This window comes from Planotetraspora kaengkrachanensis (genome assembly GCF_016862895.1).
GTDB classification, from domain to species: Bacteria; Actinomycetota; Actinomycetes; order Streptosporangiales; family Streptosporangiaceae; genus Planotetraspora; species Planotetraspora kaengkrachanensis.
On record NZ_BONV01000004.1, the window covers coordinates 49186 to 68419 of the forward strand.

A 19234-nucleotide genomic window follows, 5' to 3' on the forward strand; every position below is an offset into this window, starting at 1 on the left:
ACACCCAACATGTCGTGTTGGCGTGTCGTCTGGGTGAGCTCTCCGGGTGGTGTACGGTGAGTCCCGCCTCGCCCGAGGCGGGACGTCGCCGTGCGGCTACTTGGTCGCCTTCTGCAGGACGTCGCTCAGGCCGGACGAGGTAAGCGCGTCGTTGTCGTCGACCTTCTGGCCGTTCAGCATCAGCGTGGGCGTGCCCTGGATCGACGCCAGCGCCGTCTGCGTCAACTGCTGGACCTGGCCGGCGTAGCGCTGCGACTCCATGCAGGACAGCACGGCCGGGTCGGTGATCTTCGCTTCCGCGGCGAACTTCTTGAGATCGTCGATCGTCAGGGCGACTCTCTCGTCCGGCTGCTTGGCGAACAGCACGTCGTGGAATGCCATCCACGAGTTGTTCGGCACGCACTGCGCCGCCGCGGCCGCCCGGAGGGAGCCCTGCGGGTTGACGAAGGCGATGGGGTGGTAGACCACCTTGATCTTGCCCTGGGCGGCGTACTGCTTGACCAGGCCGCCGTTGATGTGCTCGAAGTCCTTGCAGATCGGGCACTGGAAGTCTTCGTAGATGTCGAGCACCGGCTTGGTCACCCCGGGCTGGGCCATGGTGACGGTGCCGGTCTCCTGAACCGTGATCGGAGCGATCGCGCCCGAGAACGACGTCGGCTTGGTCCTGTTCGCCTGCACGAGGACCCCGGCCACGATCGCGGCGACCACGACCACGGCGATGGACGTGATCACGATGATCCGCCGGCGCTTCTCCTTCTGGGCCTGCCGCATTCGCTCTTCGCGGACCCGCTCACGGGCCGACTGCCGAGCCGCCTTACTCATGATGCTCCAAATCCTCTAAACCACATGTTCGACGCTATTGCCGTGATATATGGCCTTATGGGCTGTTTGTTTAGATTTAGGCGGTTTATGGACAACCGCAGGGGCCGGCCGGGTGCGAGGAGGTCCGGCGTGGTCCGCCCGCGCGTACGACCCGGGCGGGGGCGAACACGTCCATCCAGGTGCCGCATTTCCTCCACCGCAGCTCAACGGGCACGTAGAGGGGAGCCTATAGCGGGAGGTCTTCGGTCAGAGTAAGGGTGGCCGTTTGCCCCGATGGGAACCGACTTGTGGACCATGCGCCGGACGACCACTCAGGGCACTCGCCTCACAGGAAGGCGATCTAGAGTCGGGACATGACCGCTCCCTTGGTTTTCGGGGTTTTCCCGCTGGGGATGGCCGGTGGGCCGGACGGGCTCGCCGTGGGGCCGCCCGACGACTTCGAGGCGATCGGGCGCGCGCTCGGCGAACTTCAGGGGGACGGCAAGCCCCTCCTGCCCCGGATGTACGTGGTCTGGTCCGGGCCCGCGTCGACCGCGGAGGTGAGCGCGCAGGTGGCCCAGTTCGCCGGAATCGGCGTGCCGCTGGACATGGTGCTGTGCTACCGGGACCCCGCCGGTGATGTGGCGGCCTGGGCCTCGTTCGTGTCGCAGGTGGTGACCCGGCACGGGCGGGAGTTCGCCGCGCTCCAGGTCACCGGTGAGCCGAACCTGACCTGGGCCGGAGCCGCCGCGGACGGAGCCTTCCCCGGTGCGCTGGACGCTCTGGTGCAGGGGGTGCTGGCAGGCGCCGCCGCGAAGAGGGACGTGGGGGCGACGGTGGAGATCGGGTTCGCGGTGGCCCCCGATATCGATCCGGCGACCAGCGGTTTCTGGACCGAGGTCCGCGATTCTGGAGGCGCGGAGTTCGCGGCGGCCCTCGACTACGCGGGCATCGACATCTACCCGGACGTGTTCGGCCCCAGGCTGGGCCCGGACGTACTGCCGGCCTCCGTCGAGCAGATGTTGCGGGACTTCCGGGAACGGGACCTGGCAATGGCGGGCATCCCGGCGTCGGTGCCGATCCGGATCTGCGAGAACGGCTGGCCGACCGGCCCCGATCGGCCGGAGGAGCAGCAGGCCGCCGCCTTGGAGAGCATCATCCGCACCGTGCACGGTCTGCGTACGGAGCTGAACGTCACGCACTGGGAGCTGTTCACCCTGCGCGACGCCGACAGCTCCAAGGACGACATCTTCCATCGGTTCGGCGTCCTGCGTGACGATTACTCCCCCAAGCCCGCCTTCCACACCCTGCGCCGACTGATCTCCGAGTTCGGCTGAGGTTTTCCGGGTCGATCTTCGTGACCGGCCCCGGATTCACGGAGCCCCGACGGCTCGTTTTCCCCGCGTATCGGAGCCTGTCGCCTGATCCGGAAGGCCGGGTGTCCGAGGATTCACATGGAATGCTTGGCGGCCGTGTCGAACATCTTCACGGACTCCGTCCGGGTCTACGCACTACCCGATCGGCCGATCGACGAGGCAGAGGCTCAGTCGATCACCCGGCAACTGCTCGGACCGTACGGTTCGTACCACGTTCCCGTCTCGATCCGATGCGCACCGGCGGGGCAGTACGTCGACATCCAGTACGGCGGGGGCAAGAGCCCCGACATCGTGGACTTCTGTGAGGAACAGGTGGGGCACCGGTACCTCACGATCTGGGGCCGGCACTACAACGAGGGCGGCCTGCAGCAGGACGAGATCTGGAGCGAGGACGTCAACGAAGGCCCCCGGCGCTTCTGCCGGTACGGCTTCGACGAGGTGCGCGTGATCGCCACAGGCGAGCGGCCTCCCGTGGGGGAGGAAGAGCCCTGGCAGCGCGGTTCCGACGGCTCCTGGCGGCTGCCGGTCGCCGGTAGCTACCGCACAGGCAACGACCGCTCCGCCGACGTCGGTCCGAGTGCCACCCTCGCGACGGAACCTTCCGCGCCCACCCCGTCGGCTCTGCCCACACCGACGACGCCGAATTACCACGGAGACGCGCTGACGAGCATCGACCCCCCATGGCTGGAACCGCTCGCCGACATGCACCCGGGTGCGACCTTGATCGAGTATCGCTGGCGGGGCCGGCTGGTGCACCGCGCCCGCGAGGACGACGACGACGGGTGGGGTCTCGACTGGCAGCACCGCGGCGCCGACGACTGGGACAACTGCCTCGACCCGGACTTCCTCCGCTTCACCGGAGAGACCGACCTGCTCGTCGCCGAAGAGGTGTACCGCCGCGACGAACATGACTGGCAGGAATACGTTCGACGGTACACACGGTGATTCCGACTGCCTCGTTCAACGCCGCTCCAGGGCTTCCGCGCCCTCCCCGATGAGGACGAGCGGCCGACGCGAGCGGTCCGCGGGGGCGGCTGGTTGATACGTTGGCCCGCCATGGATGATGCACGGGTTCAGCCGGATGGAGCGACGGGACCTGTCCCGGTGCGTCGAGGGCTGAGAGTCATGGCCGCCTGGTACGCGGGAGCTTTTGCGGTGGCGATGGCAGTCGTCATTCTATTTTTGTTGGCAGGGGCGGCTGACCAGCCTGAACCGTTCCGGTCGTGTACTGCTAAAACGCTGGAGTGCTGGACGACGTCCAGAACAGACATCTTCATATTCGCCGTGATTGTTGGTGTGCTGCTCCTGCTCGCCAGTCTGCCTGGATCGCTGGTGGCGTTGGCCGTCATGACGGTGAGTCGGGTGCGCTCGGCGATGGTCACCGGTACGGTGGCCGCTTTCGCCGGGTGGTTATCCTGCGCGTTGGGTGTGCTGTGGATCGGGGGAGTAGGCGTTCCTTGGCTATAGAACGTCCACTCCATCGAAACGTGCGTCAAGCAGGTTGGCGCCCGCGAGCGTCAGGTCGGTGACCTTCGCCCCTTCGAAGATGGCGGTGGCCGCGTTCGCGCCGGTGAGGTCGGCTCGTGTGAGATCGGCTCTCCAGAGGTTCGCCCCGGACAGGTCCGCCTTCTTCAGGTCGGCGTCCGCGAGGTTGGCCTGGGCGAGATCCGCTCCATGGAGGCGGGCGCCTGCGAGGTCGGCACCTGCCAGGTCTGCTTCGGCCAGGTCGATGCGGCGGCCTTGAGCGTCATTTTCGACTGTACGGCGGCCGATGACTGTGAGTGCTGCTTGGACGTCGGCTCGAAGCCTGGGGCGACCCCGGAGGTGTGCCGCTTGCTCAACCCCCGGTCGACCGCCGGCAACGGGAGCGCGCGTGGGCGTGGCCAGAGGTGGGGGATCGCGTATGAACGCGGTGAGTACCTCCATCACCGTGGGGTGGTCACGGGCCGAATCGCGGGCGATGCGTTCCAGGGCGTAGATGCCGCCCAGCCGGACGGCCAGCTCGCTTGACCCGAGTTGCTCGATCGCTCTGGTGTACCGATCCGTCAGGTGACCTTCCTCGCTCAGCGCGAGTTGACGCTGCCCCACTTCGTAGGTGCGCCGGGTGGTCTCGGCGTTTCGAGCGGTGTAATACACAGCCACCAGCGCCGCCAATCCGGTGGTGACGGTCAACGCCCGCCCTCGTATCGCGTCCAGAGCTTCCGCCCGGTCCTTGCCCACCAAACCGGTGACGCCATCGATGGACTCCAGCACCCAGGCCGCTCCCGGCCCAAGAATCCACACCAGCACTACCAGCAGGACCAAGCCCGCCACGGCCAAGGCTGCCCTGGGCTGCTTTTGCAGGGCGGCCTTTATCAGCAAGATGCTCTTCGGCACCAAAGCCAGCAGTTGTGCCGCTCGTTGTCGCACGCCCCCACCGTGGCAGCAGCGCTCGGCGGCAGGAAAGGGCACAGCTGATACAAATGCGGTCCTGTTCACTCCCCTGTGGGCAGGCCTAGCCACCCAGGACATGACGCCTTCCCCTGGAAGAGATGTTCCGCCTCGTTGCCCACGGCAGCACGTCGACGACGGAAGCCGTCTACCGCAAGCAGATGCGCCCAGCTCTCCAAGCCGGAGCCCGTGGCCATGGACCGCATCCGACACACGCGATCAATGAGAGCGCGCACGCAAGGGCTGTTTCAATTCTTCGTGAATGGGCGCTTATCGCTACTGCCTTATGCTCCCCACGTGCCGAATCGATTTGATCTCCACTCCGAGCTCGCCGCCGGCGTGCAGGACAAGGACAGCGCCTGGACGTTCATACGGCGCTTCGCGGAAGCCTGGATGACTCCACTCGGAGACGGAGACGGCTACTCGGAGGAGGAGCTGAACGCCGCTGAAGATCGGCTAGGTCTCAAGCTCCCCGCCGCCTTGCGGGAGGCATACATGCTCTTCGGCCGACGTGACAACCTGTGCCGGACCATGCACCGTCTCGAGTCCCCTGCTGAGCTTCATGTGGACGAGGACGCCGGACTGCTCGTCTACCACGTGGAGAACTCAGGGGTATGGGTGTGTGGCATCCGGCTCACCGATCTCGGTCTTGAAGATCCGCCCGTGGTTCACCTGCCCGGCTGTGGTGCCAATGATCATCCATGGACCGGAATCACATGGTTGGACAGGCTCTCCAGCGACTGCATCGAGATCGTGTTGACCGAGGCTCTCTGGAATGTTGAGAGCCGTCCGTACTGCACAAACGGCCATGTCAGCAACGATGACAACCCCCTCAGCATGCACGGCGAATTGCTCGCGGAGGACATCGCCGAACTGGATCACCGATTCACGCCGCTGGCGCTTCCGCCGTACCCCGTCGAGCGGTGGGAATGCACCCCCGGAAGCCGCTGGTACGCGGGCGAAGACGTGATCTTATGCCTGGACCTCTTCGTTGACCTGGGCGAGCACGAGTACATGCGTGGGCCGTGGGACCGGCCATGGAGCCGAGCCGGTCTCAGCATTCGCGGCAGAACTCCTGAGGCCATCAACGCGATGTGTGAGAGTCTGCCCAAAGAGTGGTTCCACTGGGAGTGGCGGCAGCCGTGGGATCCGTATCCTCCGAAGCCGCAGGCACCCAGTTAGTTCCCAGAACATGAAGAAGGCCGGTTCCGGCGATCGGAACCGGCCTCTCAGCTGGTACTTCTGGGTCGGGGTGGCGGGATTTGAACCCACGGCCTCTTCGTCCCGAAGGAACCCGGGGGACGTCGCCATCGGCGTTGATGCTGGCCCTCACCTGGGTGGATGAGCGCTCGGTGATCGCCGCTGTTAGCCGGTGTTCGCGGCGGTTGTCACTCAGTTAGTCACCCAAAATCGGGGTGCTGACCTGCGGTTTCAGCGGCCGAGCCTACTCGGCTTCGTCCTTGGGCTTCACGAAGGTACCGCGCCCCTGGATCGCGATCACTAGCCCTTCTTCGCGAAGGATCGCGATGGCCTTCCGGACCGTGTCTCGGCCGACCTCGTGGATCTGCATAAGCCGTGACTCTGCGGGGATGGGCCGGTTCGGCCGGAGCTCGCCGCGCTCGATCTGCCCGCGTAGGAGATTCGCGAGCTGCTTGTAGACGGGCAATGCGCCGTCATGATCGATCGTCACGGCAACCGACCGTAAATGTCCCCCACCGTGGCCCATCGCTCGCCTACGTCCGCAAACATATGCAGACATCTGCCAACCTTTGGCTTACGATCGCGGCATGACCTCTGTCCCCCCGGACGTCCCGGAGTTCGACACGTGGATCGGCGACGATGGCCGGCTGCACGGCCGCCACAAGTCGACTGGTCGGGTGATCTCCGCTCACTCTGAAGGCGGGCTCCATCTCGCGGCGTGCGCTGCTCGGATGGTGATCACGTGGCAACAGGCGGAGCGGGAGCAGCGCTTCACCACTGGGGACCTTCGGTGACAGCGGCGCCGCCGTGGAGGCCAGGAACGCAGGTTGCTGAACGCCGTGACGAAGCTGTGCGCCGGATCCTCGCCGGGGAACCGAGTGAGATGGTTCGGCTGGCCCTCAAGCTCGATAAGTACGACGGTGACCTGATCACCCACTACGTCGGGACACTCACGGCAGAGTCACGGCGCGCGGCTGCACTCGCTCGTCTGCGTTCCGGCGAGATGGGCGACAGCATCCGGTCGGATCTCCGCCTCGGCCCGCGAGATGTGGAAGCCGTCGCGCGGGAACTGAGAAAGACGCACCCGTGGCTCGCGGCGATCGCTTTCGGCTCGGACGACGACTGGCAGGACTGCCCAGGCGTCTCGCCACACGCTGCCACACCGCAGGCTCGACGGGTTGAGCTGTCCTGGTGCGACGACTCCCCGGGCGACGGGCGGTCTCTCGAACACACCTGCATGTGCGTGATGACGGTCTACGAGCTGATGTCGTACGGCGGGGTCTACCGGATCCGACGCACCACCGAACGACGAGACGTTCCTTCGGTGTCGTACGCAGGATGGTGGCGTCGTTTGGACGCCTACATGTGGTGGAGTCGGCTACTCGCCGGCCTGGCTCGATAGCGAGTGGCCTGCGTGTGCCGAGGGCTACGGTCCTGCACCATTCCTTCCCCGCACCCGATAGCTGCCGAACCAGTGGCCCGACCGAGGTGTCAACGTCGTCTTCGCGTGTCCGTTCGCCAACGACGTGCACCGTTGCCCGTGTCCAACCGGCACAGACGGCGTTGACGCCGACCGAGGGTCACGAACAATTCGGCAGCGGGGGCGGGGAGGTACGGACATTCACCAGCGGTCCAACTAGTCTGCGCGGGTGAGTCAGAGCGGTTCTCAAGCAGCGGCGTTCTTTCGCGATGTTCCCGTGAAAGGTGAGGTGTGGACGATCCGGGACGAGGGCGGTTATCCGGCACCGTTGGTTGCTCCTGACCGGAGAAGCATGCCGTTCTGGTCATCAAGGTCACGCGTCATAAAGATCATTAAGAACGTGGCTACGTATGCGGGATTCGAGCCGGTGGCGATCTCACTTGATGTCTGGGTGGGTGACTGGCTACCGGAGCTCAGTCAGGACAACATGCTTGTCGGCATCAACTGGTCGGGAACCCGCGTCGTTGGCTGGGACTTCGAAGTTCCCGAGGTAATCGCCAGACTGAACGCAGCGTCTACGCATCAGCCCTAGAGAGCGCAACGGGACGAGGGCTACTGGCCGGTCCTCAGGCCGCGGATTGCGGCGTTCGGCCCCGCCGGACGCGTGCGGCGGCGGGCGAGAACACGCCCTAGCGTGGAGCGCAGCCCGCCAGGCCGCAGGAGCGGCCAGGCGGCAGGCGAGCGGAGCGAGCCTCTTGAACCAGTAAAGAAAATCTGAACCAGCAGAACTGCGTGCTTAGGGCACGCGCCTGGATTGGCAAGGCTCGGCTGGCCTACCCCCCGATGAGCTGGCCGTAACCCCAGTGACCGCGCATGCTCGTTCTTGCTCAGATTTCACAGCACACCAACGTGTGAAATGGGTTGATGTGTGCAGGCGGGCTCAGGCCACGATCTCGGAGGGCGACACATCCCGCCCCGGGTAAGAAAGATGCCTTTGGCTGAAGCTAGGGCTATCCAGGCAGCATACGAGTATCGCCTGGATCCTTTTTATCAAGAGCGTGATCGATATTGCCATCATTGGTTGGATTAGTATCGCTCACCTCGCCATCGCGGATCACTTTTCCGGGAATTGCCTTTTTGACTGCGTCGGAAAGTAATCCAGGATTACTAAAATCTAGATATGCGAATGCTTGTTCGATTGACGGATCGTGGTTGAAGTGGTCCTTGAAGTAATGCAACCGATCGCGACAATCTTCAATGAGCTCCGACCAGGTCTTAACCCATACTTTCACCCGTGTCGGCCCATCTGCGTAGTCCAGAACGCATCCGGATGGCCGGCCCTGTTGGCGCGCCTCGGCACGGACGAGGCCATTCATTTTACTCGTGATCAACCAAAATTCCCAGTTTACCGTAACATCGGTGAACTGCGGATCTTCGGCTACTGCCAATGCGTAACTCTTGATCTGTGACAGCTCTTTATCGCCAACAATGACCTTGGGAGCCTTTAGCTCCACTATGAGATGCTGCAGGCGTCCGTTCTCGCGCTGTGAGCGTGAAAGCATTAGGTCGACAATTCCCACTGAGCCATCTTCCCTGCGTACTGGTGATGGCGTACGTACCCGTCGGCCTAGCTTCTTAAGATGGCGATCAAGGACAGCGTCTAGTGATCGATCACTTACGAGTAGTCCGTAGTGTTCTCCAAAGATCCACGTTTCGTTTTCGAGGATTTTGTGGAGCTCCGTCCGCTCCTTGACTCGGCTAGAAGCTTCCGGATCGAAGACAAGATGTTCGAGCATGCGCAGGAAATCGAGTCGGTCCGCAACGTTGTTAGCCGCCTTGATCAGGCTCGCGAGGCTCGTCCGATCCAACAGCCTCGACAGCTCTTTTTTGTCGTCCGAACTTAGCCTAAAGATTTCATCAAGCACCTTATGTGTATGCTCAGGCTGATGACGGACCGTTTCTCGGAGCAAGGCCAATGTGATCTTCTGTTGCCTCTTAGTGCGTGGGATATGGCGGCTTATGGTTGCAGCCACCGTATCGAACGTTTCCCGCTCGAGTAGCTCCGCATCGTTCTCTGGCGCGCTCTTATAAGGGTAGACATCGTCGGCCTTCCATTGCTCGACTAGCTCTGCCCTGCGCTCCCTAATGCGTTCCCTGAAGTGCTCCCTGAGCTCAACTCTGGCGGCCCCGACCAGTGCACCAACGGGCGTCGTCGTGTCATCTGCCAGGACGAAGGTGCCAATATGATCAGGGACCCCGGACCAGAGAACGTATGCCGTAAACTCGAACCCTGGCGCCTTAATCCCCATATCAATAATATCCATGGAGACGCCATTTTCATCACACAAGTGAAGTTCGCGGCTGACTTTCATTTTCCATTCGATGATGCGAACTTCTGCAGAGTGCTGAATGTCGTCAAAGGTAAATGAGAAGGAGCGCTTAGTGTCCTTCTGTATGGCCGACTCAGGCTCTACCCGTTTGCCGTCGTAGACGACAGAGATCTTTGGATAGCGAATCAAGTACGGCCCAAGCTCGGTGATTATCTTATTTACGGCATTTTCGGTCAAGAGGGAGTCGAGACGAGTGTCTTGCCGACCCCATGCCTCAAAGACTGTACCAGTGGGGTCGATTGTCGGCTCAGGGTCCGAGATTATGAAGTCGTTGCGAGCATCACTTGATGCCGATACTACAGTTTTGAGCCTTTTGCCAGTTGCGTCCGTGGCGACCGTAGTCCACCTGATCTGTGATCCGAGTGCATAGCCGCGTAGACGCCCCTGGCCGTTTCGTCCATGGAGAGGTCGCTGTTCTAAAATTGACCGCTTTGTTGTCGGCTTCCATGATCCGCCAATGCGATCAAACGTCGATGCGCAAGATTCTGGGGATATTCCGGATCCATCGTCGGAGATGATTATTCGATCTGTGCCCGTAAGTTCTGAACGATGGATCTCGATTGAGACATTATTCGCGTCCGCGTCCAAAGAATTCCAAATGAACTCTTTTACGGCACCGATCGGATCGCGCTCGTGCGCGAGTCGCTCTACATGATCCTCTGCCGCTTCAAGGTGAACCCGTCGCATATGGACATAGTGCTTCGGCTTTTTCGGGCAGGCCATAGGTTGTCAACAAATGTTACTCATAGGATACGTCTCACCTGTGCCGATCCAGGCGCATGCAAGGGTCCTGGAGCTCCCACGGCCTGAGATGCTGACACTGCTCTGCGCTTTGAGGCAGTGTCGGCGAATGTTGGTGAACGTGCTTAAATCACGAGGTCGATGCCGTTGTCTCTGAGTTCCTGCGGTGTCAGGTCGATGGTGGGCTCGTCGGCAAGCTCTGCGTGGTAGCCGATCTCGTAGCGATTCGCAGGCGCTTTGACCTCGGTGACCTCAATGGGCCGGCCGTTGGCGTGGGCCATGGTGCGGCGGATGATCAGCAGTGCTTCGGCGTAGTCCATCGCCAGCAGGGTGCGTTCGTCTTCGTAGGCGATGCGGGCGGTGGTGAGGGTCATCCATCGGATGGGGCCGTGTTCGCGGATGAGTGATTGGTAGAAGAACCCGGCGCGTTTGCGGTACTGGTCGTGGCGCTTTGGGTTGTCCCAGTCGGGGAGCATGTCGGCGTTGGTGTAGGAGTTGATCTCCAGTCGGGCGGATGCGCCGTGGATGACGGCGGTGTGGCCTCGGTGCCACATGCTGCGGCGGTGGATGACGGGGTGTCCGGGCCGGACGCCGAGGATGATCGCGGTATCGCGGTTGGCGCTGATCTTCTCGTCGGTGAACAGCGGGGCGTCGGGGTCGGCGTCGCGCATGGCGAGGTCCCACCCGAACTCTTGGACGTCGGGGTGGTTGCCGGGGGCGGCGAGGTCGGGCCGCTTGCGGTCGGTGATGACGATTGTGCGGCGTTCGGGCATGGGGCGGACGAATGAGCCGCGTCCGCGCATGACGTAGGCGAGTCCTTCGGAGACCAGGGTGTCGATGGCCTTGCGGACGGTGGGGCGGGAGACGTCGTACTTCCTGACGAGTTCGGGTTCGCTGGGCAGTGCGCCGCCGGGCGGGTAGCGGCCGTCCAGGATCGCGGTGCGCAGGTCGGTGGTGATGACGCGCCAGATGGCGTCCTTCTCGTCGGTCTCCATGACCTTCCCTTCCGAACATTTTCTCAGCACTACTTGTACTACAGGTTGACGAACAGATCAAAGCAAGTCAACATGTACTACAGGTAGTACTGCGATCGTGGGAAGGTGGTGGTTGATCATGAACGCTGGCAACGAACACCCGGAATGGATGACCGACCTCGTGCGGGTCGTCAACGCGCCGGGCTACCAACGATGGCGGCAGATGGTCGCCGCAACAGGCGGCTGCGCCCACCCGATCCACCTCACCGGCGACTCGACCATCGTCGACGCGAGCACGGGCGAGGCGCTGCACACCTACACCACCACCGACGAACCCGGCGGGCACCTCCTCGTCGCCTGCGGCAACCGGCGCGCATCGGTCTGCCCGGCCTGCTCGGAGGTCTACCGCGCCGACACCTTCCATCTCATCCGCGCGGGCCTGTCCGGCGGCAAAGGGATACCGGAGACGGTCAGCGCTCATCCGCGGGCGTTCGTCACACTGACTGCGCCGTCCTTCGGGCCGGTCCACACCCGGCGCGAGACAAGCGGGACCGTGCGGGCCTGCCGTCCCCGCAACCGGGACCGCACATGTGAACACGGGCGGCCGGTCGGCTGCCACACCCGACATGAGCCGCAGGACGACCGATTGGGTCAGCCCATCTGCCCGGACTGCTATGACTACATCGGGGCCGTGTTGTGGCAGGCACACGCAGGCGTGCTGTGGCACCGCTTCACCCTGGCCATGCGTCAAGAGCTGGCCGCCCAGGCAGGGATGAGCCGCCGCACGTTCGGCAAACAGATGCGGGTCTCCTTCGCCAAGGTCGCCGAGTATCAGCGGCGCGGCCTGGTCCACTTTCACGCGATCATCCGCCTGGACGGCCCCGAGGGGGCGCACGAGCCACCTCCCGACTGGGCCGATCACGACCTGCTGGTCCGTGCGATCCCTCCCGCCGTCAAACGGGTGTCGGTGAAGTCACCGGTCAGCGAGTTGGGCCGGCGGGTGCTGCGGTGGGGTGATCAGCTCGACATCCGTCCCGTTCTGCTCGATCCCACGGCTGAGGGGCTGAGCGAACAGGCGGTCGCGGGCTATATCGCCAAGTACGCCACCAAGGGCGCGGAAGCCTCCGGCACCGTGGACCACCGGCTGTCCTGCTCGGTCTGCGGCGGCCGTGGACGCGTGAGCGTCCTGGCCCCCTGCGAACGCTGCCACGGCACCGGTCTCAAACCCGGACTGCTCCTGGACGCGCTCCCCGTCACCGATCATGCCCGGCGCATGATCCGCACCTGCTGGGACCTCGGCGCACGACCGGAGTTCAGCACCCTGCGACTACGGCCCTGGGCGCACATGCTCGGCTTCCGGGGCCACTTCTCCACCAAGAGCCGCGCCTACTCGGTCAAGCTCGGAGACCTGCGCGGCGCTCGCTCCCTGCACCGGGCCGCGCAAGCACGTGAACGGTACGGCCTACCCGCCCTCGGCGACGCCACAACCCTCGTTCTCGGTCACTGGCGCTTCGCCGGGATCGGCCACACCCCCGGCGAAGCAGTCATGGCCGAACACATCCGCCAACGCGTCCAAACCGCCCGGCACATCGCGGCAGAACGCGAGCCCGAATGAAGCCAACCGACCAGTCCGACGATCGTCGGCTCTACCGCGTCAGCGACGCCATGCGCCTGCTCAGCCTGAGCCGCACGGTGATCTACGAACAGATCAGATCGGGCCGTCTGCGCTCGGTCACCCAAGGCCGCGCCCGGCTCATCCCGGCCTCGGCCATCACCGAATACATCTCCCTACTGGAACAGGAGGCGAGGAAAGCATCATGACCACTCGGCGTAGCAGGGGAGACGGCGGTCTGCACTGGGACGAACAGAGGGAGCGCTGGATCGCCTCCGTAACGGTCGGCTATACGCCCGCTGGCAAGCGCATCGTGAAGAAGGCCAGCGGCAAGACCAAGACCGAGGCCAAGACCAAGCTCAAAGAGATCATCCGCGACTACGAAGACGGCTTGGCCATTGCTCCGGCGGACTACACGGTTGAGCGCGCCGTGAACGACTGGCTGGCCTACGGGCTGAGTGGGCGGGACAAGGGCACCGTCACCGCCTGCACGATTCTGAGCAACACTCACATCATCCCTGCGCTGGGCGCTCGGAAGCTTCGGGATCTCAGCGCGGAAGACGTGGACAAGTGGCTAGCAGACAAGGCGAAAAGCCTGAGCACTCGCACCCTTCAGGGGCTTCACTCGTGCCTGAATCGGGCGATCAAGCGGGCGATGGCGCGCGACAAGGTCAAGCGGAATGTGGTGGCGCTCTGCTCGGTCCCTAAAGGGAAGGCGGGTCGCCCGTCGAAGGCTCTTACTTTGGCTCAGGCGGAGGCTGTACTGGAGGCAGCCGAGGGTTCTCGGATGTACGCCTACATCGTCCTGTCGTTGCTCACTGGCGCGAGGACGGAAGAACTCAGGGCGCTGACGTGGGATCACGTGGATACGGAAGGTGACCCGAGCGCCACGCCGCCCATACCGCCCCACGTGGCCGTCTGGCGGTCGGTGCGGGCCGGCGGCGACACCAAGACCCGCAAATCCCGCCGGACCCTCGCCTTGTCCAAGCGCTGTATGGACGCACTACAGCGGCAGAGGGAGCAGCAGGAAAGGGAGAGGGAGATCGCGGGGGAGAACTGGCAGGAAAGCGGCCTGGTGTTCGCGTCCAAGGTAGGGACACCGCTCGATCCCTCGCACGTCCGGCGAGACTTCCGCAATGCGATCAAGACCGCGCAAGGCGTGGACCCGGCCGAGTGGACGCCACGGGAGCTCCGGCACAGCTTCGTCTCGCTGCTCTCGGACAACGGCATCCCGTTGGAGGAGATCTCCCGTCTTGTCGGCCACAGCAGTACGTCGACGACGGAAGCCGTCTACCGCAAGCAGATCCGACCAGTCCTCCAGGCTGGTGCAGTTGCTATGGATCGAATCTTCCGGGAGGAGTAGTCGTCCGGGCACGGGACCAACTCCAGCCAGGAGGTGGGCTCCCTTCATGTGAAGGGCTGTTTCGGGGCGTATTCTCTACGCGCGTGCGCTGAGCGCTGGTATTCCATTACGGGTGAATGAATGTACGCCCTTTGGCGTGAGAGGCGGGTAGATGGGTCGTCGCAGCAGACGACGTGAAGGCGACTTAGCGGATACTCATAGCCCTGAACAAGGCGGCAGCATCGATAAGTCAAATAATTGGTTGGAAGCCTTGGCGCGCCCTCGAGGTACCGCTGCTCTTGCACTCGGGGGCCTGCTTGTGTCCCTGGCGTCCTTCCTCACAAGCACGAGCATCACGAAGCTCAGCATCCTCGGCCCTGTAGCGTTCGGTTTCCTCATCAGATTGGCTTGGCGTAGGCGAGGTTGGCTGTTCACTGCGGGAGCGTCACTCGCCGTCCTGCTTTCGCTCGTACTGGCTACGCGGGTCTACTCGGCTCCTGGTACGACCTCGTTCTGGTACGACGGTGATGTGATGGATCTCTCTGCCCTGCCGCTCTCAGATGGCGCAGGCATCCCACTGACGGCCAGTCCTGATCACGGTCAGATTTATCAGACAATCCTCCCAGTTCAGTCGGATTCGGGCGAAATTCTAGTCTCGTGTACGCAGGATGGGCTTATCACTGTCGGTGCCCGATCAGCCGAGATGGAGTGGGCGCGGATCGAGAGCGGAAAATTCCAAACACTCTGGGTGCCCGTGGCATTTCTCGGTGGTTTAGCTCCTGGGACTGCTCGCACGTTGCTGCCGTGCTCCAACTGGCGGTGGCAAGTCCAGAATCTAGGAGATCCGTAGGCGACCGTCTTGGATGGATAGTCACTCAGTTAGTCACTCAGGAGACGAAGAAGGCCGGTTCCGATGATCGGAACCGGCCTCTCAGCTGGTACTTCTGGGTCGGGGTGGCGGGATTTGAACCCACGGCCTCTTCGTCCCGAACGAAGCGCGCTGCCAAGCTGCGCTACACCCCGGTGTCGCAGTCGTCCTGCCCTGCGACTCGGCAAGTCTAGCGGACTTTGTGCGTGCTTGTGCGTCAGCGTGCCGGGCGGCGGGGAACCAAGGTCAACAATGTGGCCTCGGGCGGGCAGGCGAACCTGACCGGGGCGTAAGGCGAGGTTCCGAGGCCGGCGGACACGTGGAGCCAGGAGCTCTCGTGCCTGCTCAGCCCCTTCACGCGAGCCCGGTCGATCCCGCAGTTGGTCACGAGGGCCCCGTAGAACGGGATGCACAGCTGGCCGCCGTGCGTGTGGCCGGCGAGCAGCAGTTGATATCCGTCCGCGGCGAACCGAGACATGTTCCGGGGCTCGGGCGAGTGCATGACGCCCAGGCGAAGATCGGCGTCGGCGGGAGCGGGCCCGGCGATCTCGTCGTATCGGTCCCGGTCGATGTGGGAGTCGTGGATGCCGCCCACGTGGACGTCCAGGTCGGCGACCTTCAAGCGTGCGGTGGCGTTGTTCATGTCCACCCAGCCCGCCTCCGTCATGGCGGCTCCCAGTTCCGCCCAGGGCAGGTTGGGGATGTGCTGCCGCGAGTCGTTCTTGGACGTGCGCCACAGATACCGGGCCGGGTTCTTCGGCCGTGGTGCGTAGAGGTCGTTGGATCCGTAGACGAACAGGCCCGGCCGGTCCAGAAGCGGCTCCACGGCCCGCATGTACGGCCCGATCGCGTCGGGGTGGGCCAGCGTGTCACCGGTGTTGACCACCAGGTCGGGCTCCAGGGAGGCCAGCGACCGCACCCAGTTGATCAGCCTCGAGCGTCCCGGCGTGAGGTGAAGATCAGAGATCTGCAGAATCCTGACCGGGCGCTGCCCTGGGGCGAGTACGGGCACGTCGAAGCGGCGAAGGCGGAACCAGTTCCGCTCCACGACGGACGCGTAGCCGAGACCGGCCACACCGAGACCGAGGATGGACAAGGGAATCGCGGTGGCTTTCCTCACACAGCCAATCATGCCCGACCGCTGTCGCCCCTCAGACATAACCTGGCGAGAACCCGGCCCCTGACACGGCAAGATGGATCCATGAGTGCGTTGAAGGACAAGTTGAAGGCCGATCTTGTGACCTCGTTGAAGGCCCGCGACGAGGTGCGGCTCCGGACGATCCGGATGGCGCTGGCCGCCATCGGGGTCGAGGAGGTCGCGGGCAAGGAAGCGCGGGAGCTCTCGGACGACGAGGTCGTCAAGGTCCTCACCCGTGAGGCGAAGAAGCGCAAAGAGGCTTCGGAGGCCTTCGCCAACGCCGGCCGCGCCGCGCAGGCTCAGGCGGAGCTCGACGAGCAGGCCGTCCTGGACGAGTACCTGCCCGCTCAGCTGTCCGACGAGGAGCTGGGGGCGCTCGTCGACGAGGCGATCGCGGAGAGCGGCGCCGCCGGCCCCAAGGCGATGGGGCAGGTCATGAAGGTCCTCAACCCCAAGGTCGCCGGCCGGGCCGAGGGCGGCCGGGTCGCCCAGGCCGTACGGGCCCGCCTCAGCGCCTGAGGCCGCCCGGGCCGTACGAGCCCGTCTCAGCGCCTGAGAGCGCCCGCAGGCCGTCCCCACGGGGACTCACCCGGGAACGACGAAGCCCTCCCCGCCATCGGCGGGGAGGGCTTTCACATCGTCACTGAGCGGGCGGGACGATCGGGGGAGTGACGGGACCACCGGGACCCCCTGGGCCGCCGGGGCCTTCGGGATGGTCGGGATCCTTGTCCTTGTCCTTGTCCGGTGGCGGCTTGGGGGCGCAGGCCTGGCTACAGCCGCCGAACCTCGACATGTCGGGGCGGGTGAAGCTGGTCGCGTCGATCCCCTTCAGCGCCGAGATCATGGTGGCCTTCCAGATCGGGCCGGGGATCGTGGCGCCGAACACCGAGCCGTACTGGCGCCCGTTCATGGTCTCGCCGCTGAGCGGGTACTTCACCGGTCCGCGCGGGTCGCCGAGGCTGACCGCTCCGGCCAGTTCCGGGGTGTAGCCGGCGAACCACACGGTCCGCGACTGGTCGCCCGTTCCGGTCTTGCCGGCCGCGTCCCTGCCGATGCCGCCCACGCCGGACATCGTGCCCTTGGTGAAGACACCCTCGAGGATGTTGTTCGTCGCGTCGGCGATCGCCGGCTCGATGACCCGCTTGCACGACGGCTTGAACGACGTCGTCTTGCCGTTCCGGTCGATCACGGCGGTGATCGCCATGGGCTTGCAGTACTTCCCGCGCGCCCCGAGCGTGGCGTACGCGGAGGCGACGGTGACCGGGTCCATCTCGTTGGCGCCGAGGGTGAAGGTCTGCACCTCGCGGAGCTTCGTGCCGTCGGAGCGGCTGATCCCCATGTCCTTGGCGGTCTTGACCACGTTGCAGAGGCCGACCTTCCGCTCCAGCGTCATGAAGAAGGTGTTCACCGATCCCCATGTGCCGGTCTGGAGGCTTTCGAACCCGCCCTCGCCACCCTCGGAGTTGTGCTGAGCCACGCCTGGAGCTCCGACGTTCTGGCCCTTGCAGTTCTTGAAGTCCGCGTAGGCGTGGGCCTCGAACGTGCCGCCGACCTTGAACCCGTCGTTGAACTTCAGGCCCTCCTTGAGGGCGGTCACCAGAGTGAACACCTTGAAGGTCGATCCGGCCTGGAAACCGCTCCCGCCACCGTGGGCCGCGTTCGCCACGATGTTGTAGGAGATCTCGTTCTTCTTCTTGTTCCGGCCGAACTTGCGGCTGGAGGCCATCGCCCGGATCGCGCCCGTTCCCGGCTCGACGAGCGCCTCGGACGCCACCGGCTTGTCGGAGGTGCTGACGTACTTCTTGATCGCCTTTTCCGCGGCCTTCTGCATCTTCGGGGTGAGCGTGGTCTTGATGGTCAGGCCGCCGCGGTTGAGGAAGTCCTCACGGGCCTTGGGCGTCTTACCGAACTGCGGGTTGTTCCTGATCTCGTTGCTGACGTAGAGGCAGAAGTACGGGTAGGCGCTCTCCCCGCATCCGCCCGGGATCGCCACGTCCTTGTAGCCGAGCTTCTTCGCCTTCGACTCCGCCGCCTCGGCCGGAGTGATGATCTTCAGTTCGGCCATCCGGTCAAGCACCGTGTTGCGCCGCTCGAGGAGGCGATCGCTGGTCACCTTGCCCCGGTTGGGGTCGGTCCTGTTCGGGTCCTGTACGGCTCCCGCCAGCGTGGCCGCCTCGGTCAGGTTGAGCTGGGAGGCGTGCTTGCCGAAGAAGCGCTGGGAGGCGGCCTCGATCCCGTACGCGCTGGCGCCGTAGTAGGCGATGTTGAGGTAGCGGTTGAGGATCTCGTCCTTGGAGTACTTCTTCTCGATCGCCATCGCGTAGCGGATCTCGTTGAGCTTCCGCGAGAACGTGGGGGCGACGGCGGCGGCCTTGGCCTCGTCCGAGTCGGCCATGTTGTACAGGACCTGCTTGACGTACTGCTGGGTGATGGACGAGCCGCCCTGGGTCACCCCGCCCGTGGTGACGTTCTTGATCAGGGCGCGGCTCGTGCCTTCGAGGTCGAGCGCGCCGTGCTCGTAGAACCGGAAGTCCTCGATCGCCACGATCGCCTTCTGCATGATCGGGGCGATCTGGTTGAGGGACACCGACACGCGGTTCTGCCAGTAGAACTGGGCGAACGGCTTGCCCTTGGCGTCGAGGAACGTCGTCTTCTCGGGCAGCGGAGGTTCGGGCAGGTCCTCCGGTGCGAGCCGTAGGGCCTCGGTCGCCGACTTCACCGTGACACCCGCGCCGCCGACGGCGGGCAGGACGACGGCCGCCGCCAGGAGACCGGCCACGCCGGCCGCGGCGATCAGCCGCAGAAGGTTCCAGAAAGCCGACGCCCGGCTTTTGCCCTTAGCTTGCACGGATCCAAGGGTACGTCGGATAGGTCACGTGATCGGCACCAATTGCACCAGCTTGCATTACCGCTTGCCGAGGATGACTAGTTATTCCCGGCCA

General features: G+C 64.3%; 18 protein-coding genes and 1 tRNA gene. 11 read left to right on the plus strand and 8 right to left on the minus strand.

Features of this window, described 5'->3' with window-relative positions; all coding sequences use genetic code 11:
- Positions 1-96 precede the first annotated feature (96 nt).
- On the minus strand, positions 97-822 hold the full coding sequence (locus Pka01_RS06635) for a DsbA family protein (RefSeq protein WP_203881719.1): 726 nt from the start codon (positions 820-822) through the stop codon (positions 97-99).
- 353 nt (positions 823-1175) lie between these two features.
- Between Pka01_RS06635 and Pka01_RS06640 the strand changes: the two genes are divergently transcribed.
- The 3 genes from Pka01_RS06640 (at position 1176) to Pka01_RS06650 (ending at position 3644) form a co-directional block, all read left to right on the plus strand.
- Positions 1176-2138, plus strand: a complete 963-nt coding sequence (locus tag Pka01_RS06640; protein ID WP_203881720.1) for a glycoside hydrolase 5 family protein — start codon at positions 1176-1178, stop codon at positions 2136-2138.
- 117 nt (positions 2139-2255) lie between these two features.
- On the plus strand, positions 2256-3122 hold the full coding sequence (locus tag Pka01_RS06645; RefSeq protein WP_203881721.1) for a hypothetical protein: 867 nt from the start codon (positions 2256-2258) through the stop codon (positions 3120-3122).
- Positions 3123-3302: 180 nt separating this feature from the next.
- Positions 3303-3644: a hypothetical protein gene (locus Pka01_RS06650; protein ID WP_203881722.1), complete on the plus strand. Its 342-nt coding sequence runs from the start codon at positions 3303-3305 to the stop codon at positions 3642-3644.
- Here Pka01_RS06650 and Pka01_RS40630 read toward each other — a convergent pair.
- Positions 3639-4586: a pentapeptide repeat-containing protein gene (locus Pka01_RS40630; RefSeq protein ID WP_239114784.1), complete on the minus strand. Its 948-nt coding sequence runs from the start codon at positions 4584-4586 to the stop codon at positions 3639-3641. The genes Pka01_RS06650 and Pka01_RS40630 overlap by 6 nt on opposite strands.
- A gap of 318 nt (positions 4587-4904) precedes the next feature.
- Here Pka01_RS40630 and Pka01_RS06660 point away from each other — a divergent pair, with 318 nt between their 5' ends.
- Positions 4905-5789: an SMI1/KNR4 family protein gene (locus Pka01_RS06660; protein WP_203881723.1), complete on the plus strand. Its 885-nt coding sequence runs from the start codon at positions 4905-4907 to the stop codon at positions 5787-5789.
- A gap of 262 nt (positions 5790-6051) precedes the next feature.
- Here Pka01_RS06660 and Pka01_RS06665 read toward each other — a convergent pair whose 3' ends face one another.
- Complete coding sequence (locus Pka01_RS06665) at positions 6052-6297, minus strand: GntR family transcriptional regulator (RefSeq protein WP_239114785.1); 246 nt, start codon at positions 6295-6297, stop codon at positions 6052-6054.
- A gap of 97 nt (positions 6298-6394) precedes the next feature.
- On the opposite strand from Pka01_RS06665, the gene Pka01_RS06670 reads away from it, so the two are divergent.
- From Pka01_RS06670 to Pka01_RS06680, 3 genes are all read left to right on the plus strand, one after another.
- Positions 6395-6601, plus strand: a complete 207-nt coding sequence (locus Pka01_RS06670) for a hypothetical protein (protein WP_203881725.1) — start codon at positions 6395-6397, stop codon at positions 6599-6601.
- Positions 6598-7209, plus strand: coding sequence for a hypothetical protein (locus Pka01_RS06675; RefSeq protein ID WP_203881726.1), 612 nt, complete (start codon positions 6598-6600; stop codon positions 7207-7209). The genes Pka01_RS06670 and Pka01_RS06675 overlap by 4 nt, the downstream gene beginning before the upstream one ends.
- A 247-nt stretch (positions 7210-7456) precedes the next feature.
- Entirely contained in the window at positions 7457-7819 is a 363-nt protein-coding gene (locus tag Pka01_RS06680; protein WP_203881727.1) for a DUF2750 domain-containing protein, read from the plus strand.
- Positions 7820-8237: 418 nt separating this feature from the next.
- Here Pka01_RS06680 and Pka01_RS06685 read toward each other — a convergent pair whose 3' ends face one another.
- Together Pka01_RS06685 and Pka01_RS06690 are read right to left on the minus strand one after the other, a co-directional pair.
- Entirely contained in the window at positions 8238-10304 is a 2067-nt protein-coding gene (locus tag Pka01_RS06685) for an ATP-binding protein (RefSeq protein ID WP_203881728.1), read from the minus strand.
- 179 nt (positions 10305-10483) lie between these two features.
- Complete coding sequence (locus Pka01_RS06690; protein WP_203881729.1) at positions 10484-11353, minus strand: GntR family transcriptional regulator; 870 nt, start codon at positions 11351-11353, stop codon at positions 10484-10486.
- Positions 11354-11471: 118 nt separating this feature from the next.
- On the opposite strand from Pka01_RS06690, the gene Pka01_RS06695 reads away from it, so the two are divergent.
- The 3 genes from Pka01_RS06695 to Pka01_RS40635 are packed head-to-tail and all read left to right on the plus strand — an operon-like array spanning position 11472 to position 14307.
- Positions 11472-12947, plus strand: a complete 1476-nt coding sequence (locus Pka01_RS06695) for a replication initiator (RefSeq protein ID WP_203881730.1) — start codon at positions 11472-11474, stop codon at positions 12945-12947.
- Positions 12944-13153, plus strand: a complete 210-nt coding sequence (locus tag Pka01_RS06700) for a helix-turn-helix domain-containing protein (RefSeq protein WP_203881731.1) — start codon at positions 12944-12946, stop codon at positions 13151-13153. Before Pka01_RS06695 ends, Pka01_RS06700 begins: the two co-directional genes overlap by 4 nt.
- Complete coding sequence (locus Pka01_RS40635; protein ID WP_239114786.1) at positions 13150-14307, plus strand: tyrosine-type recombinase/integrase; 1158 nt, start codon at positions 13150-13152, stop codon at positions 14305-14307. The genes Pka01_RS06700 and Pka01_RS40635 overlap by 4 nt, the downstream gene beginning before the upstream one ends.
- A gap of 928 nt (positions 14308-15235) precedes the next feature.
- Here Pka01_RS40635 and Pka01_RS06710 read toward each other — a convergent pair.
- Together Pka01_RS06710 and Pka01_RS06715 are read right to left on the minus strand one after the other, a co-directional pair.
- Positions 15236-15309 (minus strand) — tRNA-Pro (locus Pka01_RS06710).
- Positions 15310-15371: 62 nt separating this feature from the next.
- Positions 15372-16286: a metallophosphoesterase gene (locus Pka01_RS06715; protein WP_239114787.1), complete on the minus strand. Its 915-nt coding sequence runs from the start codon at positions 16284-16286 to the stop codon at positions 15372-15374.
- 69 nt (positions 16287-16355) lie between these two features.
- Here Pka01_RS06715 and Pka01_RS06720 point away from each other — a divergent pair, with 69 nt between their 5' ends.
- Positions 16356-16811 carry a GatB/YqeY domain-containing protein gene (locus Pka01_RS06720; RefSeq protein ID WP_203881733.1) on the plus strand — a complete coding sequence of 152 codons (456 nt, stop codon included), beginning with the start codon at positions 16356-16358 and terminating at the stop codon, positions 16809-16811.
- Positions 16812-16932: 121 nt separating this feature from the next.
- Here the strand turns inward: Pka01_RS06720 and Pka01_RS06725 are convergent, their stop codons facing one another.
- On the minus strand, positions 16933-19140 hold the full coding sequence (locus Pka01_RS06725) for a transglycosylase domain-containing protein (RefSeq protein WP_203881734.1): 2208 nt from the start codon (positions 19138-19140) through the stop codon (positions 16933-16935).
- Positions 19141-19234 lie beyond the last annotated feature (94 nt).

Coding starts and splice junctions, on each gene's coding strand:
- Pka01_RS06635 (WP_203881719.1), bottom strand. CDS start 822: ATGAGTAAGGCGGCTCGGCAGTCGGCCCGTGAGCGGGTCCGCGAAGAG.
- Pka01_RS06640 (WP_203881720.1), top strand. CDS start 1,176: ATGACCGCTCCCTTGGTTTTCGGGGTTTTCCCGCTGGGGATGGCCGGT.
- Pka01_RS06645 (WP_203881721.1), top strand. CDS start 2,256: ATGGAATGCTTGGCGGCCGTGTCGAACATCTTCACGGACTCCGTCCGG.
- Pka01_RS06650 (WP_203881722.1), top strand. CDS start 3,303: ATGGCCGCCTGGTACGCGGGAGCTTTTGCGGTGGCGATGGCAGTCGTC.
- Pka01_RS06670 (WP_203881725.1), top strand. CDS start 6,395: ATGACCTCTGTCCCCCCGGACGTCCCGGAGTTCGACACGTGGATCGGC.
- Pka01_RS06685 (WP_203881728.1), bottom strand. CDS start 10,304: ATGCGACGGGTTCACCTTGAAGCGGCAGAGGATCATGTAGAGCGACTC.
- Pka01_RS06690 (WP_203881729.1), bottom strand. CDS start 11,353: ATGGAGACCGACGAGAAGGACGCCATCTGGCGCGTCATCACCACCGAC.
- Pka01_RS06695 (WP_203881730.1), top strand. CDS start 11,472: ATGAACGCTGGCAACGAACACCCGGAATGGATGACCGACCTCGTGCGG.
- Pka01_RS06700 (WP_203881731.1), top strand. CDS start 12,944: ATGAAGCCAACCGACCAGTCCGACGATCGTCGGCTCTACCGCGTCAGC.
- Pka01_RS40635 (WP_239114786.1), top strand. CDS start 13,150: ATGACCACTCGGCGTAGCAGGGGAGACGGCGGTCTGCACTGGGACGAA.
- Pka01_RS06715 (WP_239114787.1), bottom strand. CDS start 16,286: ATGATTGGCTGTGTGAGGAAAGCCACCGCGATTCCCTTGTCCATCCTC.
- Pka01_RS06720 (WP_203881733.1), top strand. CDS start 16,356: ATGAGTGCGTTGAAGGACAAGTTGAAGGCCGATCTTGTGACCTCGTTG.